Annotated in this window: 12 protein-coding genes and 3 tRNA genes; 8 read left to right on the top strand and 7 right to left on the bottom strand. The window is 65.3% G+C overall.

Features of this window, described 5'->3' with window-relative positions; translation table 11 throughout:
* Positions 1 to 33 precede the first annotated feature (33 nt).
* From AMIS_RS33120 to AMIS_RS33105, 4 genes are all read left to right on the top strand, one after another.
* Entirely contained in the window at positions 34 to 225 is a 192-nt protein-coding gene (locus AMIS_RS33120) for a hypothetical protein (protein ID WP_014446830.1), read from the top strand.
* Positions 226 to 299: 74 nt separating this feature from the next.
* Positions 300 to 372, top strand: a tRNA-Gly gene (locus tag AMIS_RS33115).
* Positions 373 to 410: 38 nt separating this feature from the next.
* Positions 411 to 481, top strand: a tRNA-Cys gene (locus AMIS_RS33110).
* Positions 482 to 491: 10 nt separating this feature from the next.
* Positions 492 to 566: transfer RNA gene (locus AMIS_RS33105), tRNA-Val, on the top strand.
* A 228-nt stretch (positions 567 to 794) separates the two neighbouring features.
* Here the strand turns inward: AMIS_RS33105 and AMIS_RS33100 are convergent.
* Both AMIS_RS33100 and AMIS_RS33095 read right to left on the bottom strand, forming a co-directional pair.
* Positions 795 to 3,047 (bottom strand): hypothetical protein, encoded by a 2,253-nt coding sequence (locus tag AMIS_RS33100; protein ID WP_014446829.1) that lies wholly within the window; start codon positions 3,045 to 3,047, stop codon positions 795 to 797.
* A gap of 30 nt (positions 3,048 to 3,077) precedes the next feature.
* Entirely contained in the window at positions 3,078 to 4,496 is a 1,419-nt protein-coding gene (locus tag AMIS_RS33095; RefSeq protein WP_014446828.1) for a site-specific integrase, read from the bottom strand.
* Between the two features lie 225 nt (positions 4,497 to 4,721).
* Here AMIS_RS33095 and AMIS_RS43515 point away from each other — a divergent pair, with 225 nt between their 5' ends.
* Entirely contained in the window at positions 4,722 to 5,084 is a 363-nt protein-coding gene (locus AMIS_RS43515; RefSeq protein ID WP_014446827.1) for an excisionase family DNA-binding protein, read from the top strand.
* A gap of 32 nt (positions 5,085 to 5,116) precedes the next feature.
* On the opposite strand, the gene AMIS_RS43105 is transcribed toward AMIS_RS43515, so the two are convergent.
* Positions 5,117 to 5,590 carry a hypothetical protein gene (locus tag AMIS_RS43105; protein WP_157435162.1) on the bottom strand — a complete coding sequence of 158 codons (474 nt, stop codon included), beginning with the start codon at positions 5,588 to 5,590 and terminating at the stop codon, positions 5,117 to 5,119.
* A gap of 458 nt (positions 5,591 to 6,048) precedes the next feature.
* Positions 6,049 to 6,345 (bottom strand): helix-turn-helix domain-containing protein, encoded by a 297-nt coding sequence (locus tag AMIS_RS45045; RefSeq protein WP_063711187.1) that lies wholly within the window; start codon positions 6,343 to 6,345, stop codon positions 6,049 to 6,051.
* A 201-nt stretch (positions 6,346 to 6,546) separates the two neighbouring features.
* On the opposite strand from AMIS_RS45045, the gene AMIS_RS33080 reads away from it, so the two are divergent.
* Together AMIS_RS33080 and AMIS_RS33075 are read left to right on the top strand one after the other, a co-directional pair.
* The gene (locus AMIS_RS33080) at positions 6,547 to 7,404 is read left to right on the top strand and encodes an inositol monophosphatase family protein (protein ID WP_041831529.1); all 858 of its coding nucleotides are present in this window, start codon (positions 6,547 to 6,549) and stop codon (positions 7,402 to 7,404) included.
* A complete protein-coding gene (locus AMIS_RS33075; RefSeq protein WP_063711186.1) occupies positions 7,383 to 8,675 on the top strand; it encodes a hypothetical protein in 1,293 nt (430 codons plus the stop codon). The genes AMIS_RS33080 and AMIS_RS33075 overlap by 22 nt, the downstream gene beginning before the upstream one ends.
* 4 nt (positions 8,676 to 8,679) lie before the next feature.
* On the opposite strand, the gene AMIS_RS33070 is transcribed toward AMIS_RS33075, so the two are convergent.
* Positions 8,680 to 8,874 (bottom strand): hypothetical protein, encoded by a 195-nt coding sequence (locus tag AMIS_RS33070; RefSeq protein WP_014446822.1) that lies wholly within the window; start codon positions 8,872 to 8,874, stop codon positions 8,680 to 8,682.
* Positions 8,875 to 9,051: 177 nt separating this feature from the next.
* On the opposite strand from AMIS_RS33070, the gene AMIS_RS42040 reads away from it, so the two are divergent.
* On the top strand, positions 9,052 to 9,321 hold the full coding sequence (locus AMIS_RS42040; protein ID WP_231859423.1) for a helix-turn-helix domain-containing protein: 270 nt from the start codon (positions 9,052 to 9,054) through the stop codon (positions 9,319 to 9,321).
* Positions 9,322 to 9,368: 47 nt separating this feature from the next.
* Here the strand turns inward: AMIS_RS42040 and AMIS_RS33060 are convergent, their stop codons facing one another.
* Together AMIS_RS33060 and AMIS_RS43510 are read right to left on the bottom strand one after the other, a co-directional pair.
* Positions 9,369 to 12,404 carry a hypothetical protein gene (locus AMIS_RS33060; RefSeq protein WP_014446820.1) on the bottom strand — a complete coding sequence of 1,012 codons (3,036 nt, stop codon included), beginning with the start codon at positions 12,402 to 12,404 and terminating at the stop codon, positions 9,369 to 9,371.
* A gap of 106 nt (positions 12,405 to 12,510) precedes the next feature.
* Positions 12,511 to 12,981 carry a hypothetical protein gene (locus AMIS_RS43510; RefSeq protein ID WP_172666639.1) on the bottom strand — a complete coding sequence of 157 codons (471 nt, stop codon included), beginning with the start codon at positions 12,979 to 12,981 and terminating at the stop codon, positions 12,511 to 12,513.
* Positions 12,982 to 12,984: the final 3 nt, after the last annotated feature.

Genomic DNA, 12,984 nt, shown 5'->3' with positions numbered 1-12,984 from the left:
CCACGGCTGCCCGGGCGTGGGAGATTTGTCGCCGTGTTCGACGATTCTTTGCAGGCGTATAACGCCGGCCACACCGATGGCACCGCCCGGCACAGCGACCAGGCGCAGGCCGATCACCCCGAAACCGGCCCCGATTACCGCGTCGGCGTCGTGGACGGCAGCATCGCCGCCTTCCAGTCCGAGCTCGCCGCCGAGATGCGCCGGATCCTCGGCGACCCGCGATGAGGGGACCCGCTTTGTCAACAGGGGCAGGCCTCGGCTAAGGTTTCATCCGTCGCCGGGAAAGACTCCGGGGGCGTGCGGACGTAGCGCAGCTGGTAGCGCATCACCTTGCCAAGGTGAGGGTCGCGGGTTCGAATCCCGTCGTCCGCTCGGAGAAGGCTGTTGCTGATCCTTGCATCGGCCGCCTCGGTGGAGTGGCCGAGAGGCGAGGCAACGGCCTGCAAAGCCGTGTACACGGGTTCAAATCCCGTCTCCACCTCGCATGACGAGGGCGATTGGCGCAGCGGGAGCGCGCTTCCTTGACACGGAAGAGGTCACTGGTTCGATCCCAGTATCGCCCACCAGCTATTTACGCTGGTGAGGGGCCATGTTCGGCACCTCACCGCGCTGATAAGCGCGCTCTTGTTCCCTCAGCTTTCCCTCATGGCTACAAGGGTGATCTATTTTCTTGGATCTGGGCGTTCTGCTCTGGCAGAACGCTGTGCGCCAGCGGCATTCGCTCGAACCTTTGGGCCGCCTCCCGACCCGTTTGAACGGCTGCGCGGGGGCGGCCGCTCGGCGATTCTACGGTCTCACGCTTTGCGTCGGTGGCTCTGGACATACGTGTGCCCCGGCGGCAGCGAGCCGGCGACGACCTGAGCTTGCCGTACCGCCTCTTCGTAGAGTTCCAGTTGTGCTTGCGAGGCTTCGGCTCCGTCCGGTAGGCGGCGGACGAAGCCCTGGACGACGTGTGCTCTGCGCGCCCGGGCGTCAGTGGAGTTGGGTCCCTGGGATCTTTCGTCCAGGGGCACTGGCGTCGGTTGGAAACGCAACATTGGGACTCGTGCCCGGCCTGGACGGGGCGGGCAGTGCGGTGTGCCGTCCACGTCGACGCTGCCCTCGACGCGGCTGAGAAGACCTCTTTGGAGGAGCCGGTCCACAACCCGGTGCAGTTGATCGGCCCGACGGCCGGGTATGCCAAGACGTCGGCAGTTGGCGATGAGCCCCTGCTCCGCGATGATCACTGAGCCGTCGGTCCGCAGATGCCCGAGCACGCGCAGAGTCCGCAGCACCCATCCTTCGTTGGTGAGATCGGGCGTGTCACGATCCTGGTCGGAACCGGGCGCGAGTTCCCGGATCACCGTCCCGGAGTGGTAGCGGTCGAAGAACGCGACACCGTCGACCCGGACCGGCGGCCACAATGTGCTGGTCTTTGCCGCGACGGACGATTCGGCCAGCGCCCATTTGAGGGTGAGGATGACTCCGGGCGGTAGGTCCGAGGGCCAGTCCAAGCCGGTGAGCTCCCATTCGCCGGCCTGGTGCCGCAGTCGGACCTGCTGCTCGACCGATCGGCGCGTCCGGGAGCCGCCGTTGTAGTCCAGCCGCAGACTCAGCGGCGTGCTGTCTCTGGTGAGCGGCAGTGTGATTTCCGGGATCGGGCACCAGCCGCCACGCAGGTGCAGCCGGTGCAGGATGACCTGCCAGACCGCCGGTGGGCCGTCCGCCTGCGGGCGGCGGATCCATTCCACCAGCTCGACTGATTCGGCACCGACGTCCACCAGGCTGGCGGACGTGGAGGGCTTCGGATCCGGTGCGGGCTCCATCGGCAGCGGTGTTGGCTCGGCGGCCAGCGGTGAGGGCTCGACGATTTTGATCGCCGGGTCTACGAAAGCCGTCGTGCGCTGGACCTCGGCAGCGATCCCTCGGGCACAGCCGGAGCAGGGATGCGGAGACGTCGTCTCGGGACACTCCTGGCGGTGTCGGGCGCACGCCTCCCATACCACGGCTGCCAGGTCCGGCCACTTCTGCGCCACCTCGGCGGCTGCGGCGTTCAGGCATTCCACCCGTATCCGCTGCACTGTATTGCTGTGATAGGCCGCGAAGCACCGGATCTGCAGCTCCTTTTCGGCATGCGCAGCGATCTCGCTGAGCGCACATCCGACGGCATACAGCCGGCAAGCCTCGCGAAGCTCCGCTGCGGCCGTCCGGCTCCGTCGGTGACGCGGCATGGCTTCCAGCCGGCTTTTGATGAGCTCACGGTGCTCGCGGAGCTGTCTCGTGACCCGTTTGGAGACCGCGTCCCACCGGGAGGTGATCGCTTCATGAGCGGGCAGGGGGCTTGCAGCCTTGAGGCTCGCGATGACGTGGTCGGCGAAATCCGGGTTCGGCAGGGTCAGTAGCCGGCTGACGTCCGCCGGCATCGGGGCCAGGAGGCCGTAGCCGGCCATCCAGTCGCCGAAGTCGCGGCCCGGCTTGTCGATGGCGTGCGGACTCAACTGCCGTTGCTGTAACACACCCGTCAGCGCTTTCGCGAAGGTCTTGCCGGCCAGGTGCCGCATGACGAGCGCTTCGAGGGGGCCCGATGCGGCTTCGCCGGAATCCGCGTCGGTGAGCCGACGACCGACCCGCGCGGTGAGTGCCTTGTCGGCCCTGTTGTGTTCGGCGGCCAGGTTCACCGCGCCACGTACTCGCTCGCCTCCTAGCAAGCTGTTCGCCAGGATCTGTCCCTCGGCGAAGACCGCCGCGTACCGGAGAGCAGCAACCCGTACGACGCCAGCACTATTGCGCCGGATCGTCTCCTGCTCGCCCGGAGTGAGGGAATCCCCCTGGGCCCGCCGGTACAGGAGTTCGCCGAGCCCCACGGCTGGATGATCTTGCTGCACGTTGCGACGATAGCGACTCTCGCAGGGTTCGAAGTATCCGCTGGTCAGACGAAACGGTCCTGGCGCCCGGTTCGTGCAGGCAGCGGTCGCGGTGTCGGTCACGTCGGTGTGGCCGAAGCGAAGCTCCCGGCCGCGCCACTTCAAAAGCATGATGACGACCATCATGAGGTCGTCATCATGCATTGCTGGCAGCCAAGTGATCTCAGGAACGCATCACTTGTCACGGTTTTCGTCGGCTTCGCCATTGCCCGCGGCCACCGCTGCCTCGAACTCTGCCTGGCTCAGTGTTGCGATCTTCTTGGAGACCCGCCGAGCCAGTTCGGTGCGGTCGACGCGGAACAGGTGCCCGTAGACCCGCCGCGTCATCTCCACGGAGACATGGCCCATCTGCTCCTGGATCTCGTAGTCGCTGGCGCCGGAGGCGATCAGGATCGAGGCGGCGATGTGCCGCAGCTCGTGAACGGTGTAGTCGATGCCACTGAGGTCACGGGCCTTCCTGAGCTTCTTCCGGAAGTGCCCGTAGGACATGTAGCCGCCGGTTTCGCCGGGCAGCAGAAGGCTCCACCGCTCATCGAAGGGCTGGTTCGGTGGACGCTTGACACCGCGCGCTTGACGGCGCTGTTCGCGGGCTGGTTCGAGTGCCAGACCTCGGCGACGGATGGCCTGGAGTCGTTCGATCACGGGAACCGCCTGGTCGACGATGACGATCGACCGGGTGGCGGCGCGGGTCTTGCCTGCAGTCTTTCCATCCTTCGATCGGCGGACCTCTCGGCGGCCGCCGGACTCTGTTGCGGTCGCCCGCACCAGAATGACCCGCTCAGGCAGGATTACGGCCTCGTCGTCCAGAGCGGCGAACTCCTCCCAACGCAGGCCGGTGTAGGCCGCGAGCCGAAGAATGTCGCCACGACCCTCGCCGTTGGGACCCGTCAGGTCTCTCGTCCACCGAGGCAGCAACCACTCTGAGTCGAGTCGGGCCGCGAGACCCTCCATGCTTCTGATCGACACCTGAAGCGACTGCCGACGGCTGCTCGTGGCCTCCCAGGAGGAAGGGACGAGTTCGGCGATGTTGGTGCTGAGGTATCCCATCACTTCCGCGTCGCGGAACATCGCCTTCACCGTATTGGCGACGGACTGGCGAGTATGGCTGGCGACAGCTTCGCCGTCCTTCCGCTTCAGGCCGGCGATCAGATCCATCAGGTCCTGGGTCGTGATGCTGGACAAACGGCGACGCTTGCCGAGACCCGGCACGATGTACCCGGTGCAGAGGGCGTACCTGTTCGACCAGGTCGAGTATGGGCGAGTAGTTCCGTCGAACTTCTCGGTCGGCTGGATCTTGTACTGGTAGTGCTCGAGCCACTTCGTCGTGAAGTTCTCTACGGTCGTGTTCTTCGCGCCGTCTGCCGGGCGAACGGAGCGAGCACTGATCTCCTGCTCAAGACGGACCAGCTCACGCCATGCCTCGTCTTCCGTGCCGTAGAACGTCTGCTCAGGCTGCCCACCAGTGCGCGGGTCTCGTACCCGCAGTCGCCAGCCCAGTCGGCCCAGCGCATCAGTGCGCTGGCGTCGAACTTTCGCGCCGGGGTTGTTCAGGTCCGGGACAGTCTCCATGTACTGGTTCGGTTTCGCTGCCACTTTTCGCTCCGCTTGGCCGTCGATGATCGAGGCCCGAGCGGGACTTCGTTGTCCTGGTGTCTCGGGCTGGCGACGACCGTTCGCGGCCAGCCCGATACGTCACTCACCTTGCGGCGGACACGGAGACAGCTGTGGAGTTGTAGAACGTGGGGACGCTTTCCCGTCGAGCGGGTTGGGTTCCACCCCGACGGCACTGGTATTGCACCGTTGCCGCACCCGAGGACGATGGCGCGCATCGCGGGGGCGGGGACCGTCGCCGACGTGAACGAGGAGAGAATCTCTGTCAAACAGGCGGCTGGACTGCTGGGCGTGTCGAAGTACGTCGTGTATCGGATGATCGATGAGGGGATCCTGCCCGCCTACCGGCCATCCCCTCGGAGGACCTGGCTGAGGCGAGAAGAGGTGCTTTCTGCGATTGAGGTGCCGGTCAAACCGAAACCGAAGTTCCCGGTGGTGCCGCCGGAGGTGGAGGGCCTTCCGGCGTCCGGGCGGCCCGAGGTGCTGGCTCGGCGCACCGCGAAGGAACCACCTGCGAATCTGTCCGGACTCAAGGGAAATGCGGCGGCATACGCTCATCTCCTGAGGTAGAACGGCATGCGCTTTCGGTGCGATCTCGTGCCTCAAAGCAGCGGCGGAAGTGCTGTCCGAGCGTATCGCTGCGAGAATGCGGCGATCCCCTTTTCTCGCAGCGGGTTCCGCCAGTCCAATGCTTCCCAACTGGACACGATGTTCATCATCTCGTAGACGCAGACGAGGGTTTGGGGAACATGTTTTCCGCACGTGCATGTCTTGCCGATGATGTGAGACAGCAAGCGAATGGCTGTTCTAGTTCTGAGGTTGCACGAGAAATCGAAATGAATGGAGTCGAGCATGTAGCCGACGATCTGCGCTATCGGCGCCTCGGACTGGTCCCATTCTCGCCACGGTGTTGAGGGATGATCGTCGACGGCGCCGGTCTCACACCGGCGATCGGGGGTGAGATCGGCATCGGCCTGGAGGATCTCGTTCGCGAGCACCTCGGTTTCGACCTTGTTCAAGCTGATCGGCTTGCCGCGTGCCCATCGAAGGTAGGTGCGTGCTACGACATCGCGCAAGCTTGGCTGCCCAGGCTCGGCCGCCGTTGTCAGGCACGGGATACAAATCCAGCCCGGGTCGCCATAGCGGCTGACATTCCTTGGAAGTCGACCAATCGAGTCACCTGGCGAGATCCCGGCGCGGCATGTTGCACAGATGGAACTGTAACGTGCCGTAATGCGCGTTCCCGGTGATGACGATACGGACTTTCGGCGGCGTTTTGTCGGAGGACTTCCTCCCGCACGACCTTCCGTCTCCTCTTGTAGATCTGTTTCCGTGGACATGACAACTCCCGTCGCGACATGCTTATTCATTTCGCCATGAAGAGCGCGCGGTGCCGAGGCCTTCAAGGCTCGTCGCGCACTTCGGAGCGACCAGATCAGCTTATCGCAAGATGATGCACTTTAGTGCACTGTGGGCGGCATGTCGTTCAAGTACTGCATTCGGGGAAGATGTGCCGTTTGTGCGTAGGGGCGATCTACGGAGTTGCGAGATTCAGCGGCTGCGTGGCGGAGATGTCATGTCCGCAGGCTGAGTCAGCTAGCGTGCCCAGCGGAACGGACACCGCGTGGGCGATCGCGTGGAGCGTCTTGACCGTGCAGGATTTCCGGCCCTGCTCGATGTCGACGATCATCCTGCGGGAGACCCCAGACCGCGCCGCTAACCCGTCCAGGGTTAGGCCGGCGGCTTGCCTCGCTGCGGCAACTGCTCGCCCGAGTGATGCGGCGTCGTACGGGAAGGGTTCCTTCGCCGGGTCTTCATCGAGATCACGCAAGAAGCTGCTCCATACGACCGGTGCCCGGTGTTGTCTGCACCGTCATCGTACGGGGTGTCGGATCTGGAGAATCTGTACCCGAGAAAGCGGTGCCCGGACCGAGTCGCTCGCCGAGCGAAGCATGGGCAGTCCGAACCGGACGACATGGAACAATGATCCTGTTCTGGCATGCCGGTCTTCCGGAGCACCTGGAGGCGCACCATGACGGATTTCGACCGACTTTGGCAGACCCTTGCCGACGAGTTGAAGGACGTCGTCCGCCGGTACCGGGAACGCATCGCGACGTTGCCGGTGACGACCAAGCCTGACAAGACGCTGCTCACGGCAGCCGACGTCGAGATCGAGCGGCTGATCTCCGATCGCATCCGAGAGTTCGACCCTGACGCCGTGATCATCGGGGAGGAGGACGGACGGGACGATGAGCGCGCCGAAGTCGCCGACCCAGGCAAGTTGCTCTACGTGATCGATCCCATCGACGGCACCGCCGAGTTCGTACGACCGGATCATCGCGAGTTCGGCTCGGTCGTCTGCGTACTCCGGGAGTACCGGCCCGTCGCTGCCTTCATCCTGGCGCCGGAGATGGGTGTCGGCGGAACGCCGTTGCTGATCACCTGTGACCAGCCGACCGGCAGTGTGCGAGTCGACGGCTCCGAAATCGGTCAGCCGAGCTCGGTGGCTGGTCCACGCTGGGCGTCGGTGACCCGCAGCAGCGGCACCGAGCCGCGTGGCTTCGAATCCCAGCTCCAAGCGGCGGGCTTCCAGCTCAAGACGCGTACCACATCGCAGACCATGGACATGGTCAGAACCGCCATTGACCTAAGTCCATACTCTGATGCTGTCCCAACGCACTTCGAGATCTTCTACCGCACCAGGCAGAAGATCTGGGACGGACTTGCCGGAATCTGCCTCGGCGAGACCGTTGGTCTCCGTGCCGCTGACCGCGGCGGAGCTGCCCGGGTGCCCGTGGACGTAGCGACACTGCGCCAAGCCGAGCCGACCTTTGACTCCACCATCCTCGGACCGCCGGAGGCCGTCGAATGGTTCTTGAAGCTCATGTGACCGGACCGCAGCGAGACTCGAGCGTCCTGGTCGACGTCACATCGATCATCGGGGCCGAGGACTTCATCGTCTCGCAGAACCAAGGCGCCGCGCCCGAGGACCCCTTCGCGCGCCAGTGTTTCGTCGAGCTGATCCAGTCTTTGATCTTCATGTCGACGGTCTACGTGGCCCATCCGACCCTGCCGAACCCCCGGCCCGAGGACTACGGCGAGCAGCCGCGACTGCTGCGCGCGTTGATGCGAGCCGAACTTCTGCATCCGTTGCGCCTCGACGGCCAGCAGTGGGCGGTAGCCGCGGACGCCGAGGCCGGCGCCTTGCGGGATCTGAAGAGCCCTCAAGGGACGCGCAGCGTGATGCAGTTCGTCGACCAGGCGCTGATCTGCGATCAAGCTCAGCCCAGCCGGCGCAACAGCCTGTCGCGTCGTATCGGAGAGTGGTCCGACTTCCAGGCCCGGAAGATCCGTGTTCCCGGACACCACACGGATCGCATCACCACGTCCGACGGCATCGAAGACGACGACTACGGACGGTGGGCGCGGGCCGCCGCGCTGACGCTCGAAGGATCCCTTGAGCGGGTCGCATCCGCCGCGGAACAGAAGTACCTGATGGCCAACCTGGTGCGCGGCCTGAAGTACAAGGTGCGTGCCGAAGTGGCTGGTACGTGCTACCAAGCGCACCCGATGCGTCGAGATTTTTCCCTGACGTTCCAGCTCAACCAGGACCACACCGACAACGGCTCCGTGCTCGACCTGATCAAGTCCGTCCGGGGAATCCACAGATCGCTGGCGGAGGCGGCCGGCGCGCCCCAGTCTCACCGGATGCGGCTCCTGGAGCTGGAGCTGCCACTGCTCGGCGGCCGGCTGTGGGATTCCTCGGAGACTATGCAGAAGGCGGATCCGGACTGGCTCGAACTGGTCGTCGAACGCGTCCGGGACTACCGGGAAGACGCCGCCGAGCTGCGCGCAACAATCATGCGGTGCGTCACCGATGAAGACCTCTTGCGGGTCGCCCGAGACATCGAGGAGGTCAAGGAGCAGCTGCTCGATCGTCTCGGGTTGCGACGAGCCGAGGCGTCTCCGATAGAGCGCGAACTCGTCGACGACGTCGCCTCGGTGGTGCAGGTGGCGACCGGCGTGCCCAAGGTTTCCGGGCTCTGGTTCGGGACCAAGGCGATCGGTCGGCAGATGGCCCAGTTCCGCATCGGTGGCCAGCCCTATCAACAGTTCCTGTACCGGGAGTTCGTCCGGGCATGGAAGGCGGCCGGCCGGTAGGCGGTCACGCATGTTGCTTGCCGGCGTTCTCCCCTGGGGCGTCGCTGCGGTCAGAGTTGCGCAGTCGGTTCATGTTGATGTGCTGCTCCAGCCTGTACGCAATCCACGTTTCAGCGGAGACCAACTCGGCATGGGCTCGCTCCTTGGCCGTCGCGTATACCTCGTCGTCGAGATCCAACGTGACGAACACCCTGCTCACTTGCTGCTCCTATGCACTGGTCGTGATCAACGTGTGTGACTTCTCTCCTGTGGTGCACCTTAGTGCACTCATGCAACGCTGGCCCGCGTTCGGCAATCCGGGCGGGTGGATCTTCGACGGCGCTGAGCATGGTTAGCTTGGAGGCCGCGTGATGCACTATAGTGCATCGTCGTGCGGATGCCGGAGGAAACGCCGAAGACGGCAGCGCACCATGCTGCTCAGTACGACTTCGCGGAACTTGGAAGAGCCGTGGTGCGTGCACGGGAGGCCGCTGGCATGACAATCTCCGACGTCGCCGAGAGTGCGGGACTGCCTGAGCCGCTGCTTGATGACCTCGAACGTGGTCAGGGAGACGTCGATCTCGAAGTTCTCCATGCCATCGCGCATGTCCTGGGCGTCGGCGTCGGCGTGTTGATCGTCTCGGGTGAAAGCGGCCAACAGCTGTGATGCGGATGCCCCGGCGAACGGCCGGGGCATCCTGGTGGCGCTGGTGGTCAATCGACGATTGCCATTGGCACCGCTGGCCCGATGGGGACGGTCTGCACCGCATCCCGCAATGAGCCCTTGGGCGATGTTCGGTTGAACGATCTCCCGTAGATGGCCGGGAAGACGATCGTCTGCCACTTCGGGTCGGCGGTGTTTGGCAGCCTCCAGCAGGTGCTACAGATAACGCCGTATCCGCTCGCACTCACCTCGGGGTAGAGCGCGACGAGGTCGCACAACCCCTGCTCGCAGCCGTGGGTGCAGGAGATGAGTTGAACACGGTCCGACCGCTCGCCGACGTATGCGAGGTATCGCGGGCGTTCGAACCCGAGGCCGTAGCGGCTGGTGGGAAGGACGAGCTCGCGTACGACGTCGGCTGCGACACCGGCGTACCGCGCGATGGATTTGATCTCAAGCCCTCGGCCGTCGCTGCGCACTCCCGGGAGCCCGAGGGTGGCGATCAGTTGCCGCACGAGGGTGGTGTCGTCCGGGCTCGCGGCGTTGCCCCATTGAAGGCCGGGGTCGCGGTACGTAGCGAGGATGTGTTCGCGCCATGCGGTCGGATACGCGGCGAGCTGGGGCATGTCCGTACCGGTGACGTCGGCGTAGACGACTTGCCTGACTTCCGGCAGCGGATGGTCCACGAGAGCGCACCGCGCGCCCCGGGTTGACACCTGGTGCGAGGACAACCACGGCATGATGTGCCGGTTGAGCAGCGTCTTCCGGTTGAGGTCGGCGGTGACCACGGCATTGAGGGGCAGGCCCTTGGCGAAAACGGTCTCGGCCGTGGCACCCTGGGCCACGGCCCCTCGAAGGCCCGTCATTGGCCTCCTCGTCCGCACGTCGCGGACGCGGCCTCGAATGTCGATCTGGACGACACCCCCGGGTAGGACGGGTACGTCGAGCTTGACCTCGTAGTTCGCCCAGTAGCCCTCTGTGTCACGGCTCGCCTGGACGTTCCAGCTGTGGAGATGCGCGTCGGCGAGTTCGCCGAGCGCGGCCGGGCCGGTTCCGTTGTTGGACGCGGCCCGCTGGAGCCCTGCGACCAGGTATGCGGTCGTGGACAGGTTCACGTTGGCGGTCTGCGCGCGCTCCGTCTGCTGGTCGAGATCTGCGGCTCGCTGCCGCAGCGTCTCGGCTTCCTGGCGGGCTCGGCGCGCATCAACGGCGTGGCTGCTGGCGTCCTTGCGGTACTCGGCTGCCTCCTCCTCGTCACCATCCTCGGCCGCGAGCGCCGCACTGGTACGAGCCCCACGAGCAGCGCGCTCCGATTTCTCGGCAGCCTGGTCGGCGGCTTCCGCCCTCGCGAGCAGCCCGGCACGCACGTGCTCGGTGCGATCCGTCGACTCGGCGCGGAGAACCGCACTGGCCGGAGCGAGACGCGCTGGATCGATCTGTGCGGTGACAGCCTCGCCGATGCGGTGCGCGAGGTCGCCGCAGAGGGCGTTGAGGTTGAGCGTGGCGAGGATGCACTTCTTGGGCTGGGCGAGCTCCCTGGTCCAGCCCGGCGAGGTCCCATCGGCCGGCTTGTTCCTGCCGAGAAGAACCATGTTCGCCCGCCCGTTGTTGTTCATTCGGGCGATCAGGGTCGCCTCCCGGCCGTCGGCCAGCTCCCAGGTGCCGAAGCCCTGCAAAACCCGTCGCTCGGTCCGGACGTGGGCCAGGCCGCCGGTCGGCTTCCTACGCCTTCCGATCGATCGAAGCAGACGGCCGGCGGACAACCGGAGGATCTCGTCGGGTATGCCGAACCGAGGCATCTCCTGGCCAGTGCCGGCGTCAATCGGCCACGGCCAGCGTGCTTCGAGGTAGAAGACCCCTTTCTCGTCGTAGTCGTCGGCGTAGTGCGGCGTCAGCCCGGCCAGTTCGAGGCCGCGACCACGGATGTCGTTGACGACCGCCCGTAGCAGCATCCCGGTCCGGAGCAACTCAGGACGGGCGATGACAAGGCGCTGCTCGTAGGTGAACAGCTCAGCCGGATCCTCGCCGCTCTCGTAGGCGACGATCGTGGCCTCGTCGGGCGGCGTGGGGCGAGGAATGCCGGAGGGCCAGTGCGCCTGGAACACCGTGAGCGCCGCGTCGTACGCCCGGAAGGTGTCGCCCACCGCGGCCGCGAAGTCGAGGTCGTACCGCTGGCCGCTTCTGCGGCTCATTACCCCGTCTTTCTCGAACTCGGCGAGAGCAGTGCAGATCGACTCGTAGGTCTTGCCCTCGGCGTGCATGGCGTACGCGGCGGCCAGCGCTGGCGCGTTGGCTGCGACCGCGACCGGGATGAGGCCCTTCGTCTTCACACGGCGTTCCCGACCTCGCTTGTCCTTCTCCAGTTCCCATCCGTAGGGCATCTGGTCCTCGGCCAGCGCGGCACCACCGACCTGCATCGCCATCAGCCGTGAGCCGAGCAGCTTCCGACGGCGTTCCGGGTCATCTTCGGAGCCGACCGCGCCGAGCAGCTTGAGCGCGGTCCGGTCAGCCTTCTCCGCCAGGGTGAACGCGGTGCCGCCCAGGCTCATCCGGATGCCGCGCTCGTGATGGCGCCGCATGATGATGCTCCAGTTGACGTTCTCCCGAGCTGCTCGAGTGATGTCGTCGGCCCAGCGGCTGACCTGCAGGTTGCGAAGCTGATTGGTCACCGCCAGCACCAGCGAGGTGTACGCGTTCTCGTTTTCTCCGTCCGGCCGCTGAATCTGCCGTTCCACGGCGGACAACTCGACACGAAAGAAGACGGTCTTCCCGATCACCACGAAGGCTATGACCGGTCGCCGGTCGGTCAAGGTGTGGTGGAGGTCAGCAAGGCTGAGCCACTGGATGCCGTACTCAGCACCGGCAGCGACGCTCTCGAAGGCCTCGGCGGGCAGCGCCCGGTAGGCAGCGACATCCGGGTCATCGGGATAGTGAGCGCAGTGCCGTGCGACCTGGCTCTCGATGCCGCTGCCGTCGTTCACGCTGTAGCGGTCCCAGTGCACGCACGTGCACTCGTTCGCGATCTCCAGCCGTAAGGCGAGCGGCCGGTAGACCTTCTGCGCCGTGTACAGGGATTCCAGACCTGTCATCGTCAGTACTCCTTCGTGGGGGTGACGACGGCAACCGTGCGTGTCTGGTCAAGGAAGGCACTCATCTGATGGAGAACTCCTAAATAGTTGAAACCAGTGACGAGTTCTACGAGCACGGCATCTCCCTGGAAATCACCGGGATGACGGCTTCGAGCAGCGGCAAAGTGCGCGGGTCGAGGTTGTGGAAGGCCTCGTGGTCGAGGGCAGCCATGCGGTCTACCTCGGCGCGGAAGGTGGCCACGGCGGCGTTGTTCTTGACAGTGGCATCGGTACGTGGGTGTTCAGTCATGTCCGCGGACCGTTCCGCCGGTTCGCGATCGCGCCATGAGGTCGGTTCAACCGCGCGTCCGTGAGCACCAGTCAACGGAAGGCTGCCCGGATGTTCACTCCTTGTGCCATCGAACCGAGGCCGTGAACCAGACCGACGAATGTCGGCGTATCGATAAAGCATGAGGCTCAGGAATCCGGCCACGGTACGGCGGGCGGTGACGGCTACAGCCGCCACAGCGATCATCGTCAGTCTGGCGTCGCCGTCAAAGGCTGCACCATCACCGGCCGCTTCGACCGGCGCGGACATCAC

This window comes from Actinoplanes missouriensis 431 (assembly GCF_000284295.1).
Taxonomy (GTDB): Bacteria; Actinomycetota; Actinomycetes; order Mycobacteriales; family Micromonosporaceae; genus Actinoplanes; species Actinoplanes missouriensis.
The sequence above is the reverse complement of the archived record's forward strand: the minus strand, read 5'-3'. Positions and strand labels throughout refer to the sequence as shown.

Excerpts from the sequence above, each read along its gene's own strand:
- AMIS_RS33075 (WP_063711186.1), top strand. The coding sequence starts at position 7,383 with ATGGTTCTTGAAGCTCATGTGACCGGACCGCAGCGAGACTCGAGCGTC.
- AMIS_RS43515 (WP_014446827.1), top strand. The coding sequence starts at position 4,722 with ATGGCGCGCATCGCGGGGGCGGGGACCGTCGCCGACGTGAACGAGGAG.
- AMIS_RS33060 (WP_014446820.1), bottom strand. The coding sequence starts at position 12,404 with ATGACAGGTCTGGAATCCCTGTACACGGCGCAGAAGGTCTACCGGCCG.
- AMIS_RS33080 (WP_041831529.1), top strand. The coding sequence starts at position 6,547 with ATGACGGATTTCGACCGACTTTGGCAGACCCTTGCCGACGAGTTGAAG.
- AMIS_RS43510 (WP_172666639.1), bottom strand. The coding sequence starts at position 12,981 with ATGTCCGCGCCGGTCGAAGCGGCCGGTGATGGTGCAGCCTTTGACGGC.
- AMIS_RS42040 (WP_231859423.1), top strand. The coding sequence starts at position 9,052 with ATGCCGGAGGAAACGCCGAAGACGGCAGCGCACCATGCTGCTCAGTAC.
- AMIS_RS33100 (WP_014446829.1), bottom strand. The coding sequence starts at position 3,047 with ATGCATGATGACGACCTCATGATGGTCGTCATCATGCTTTTGAAGTGG.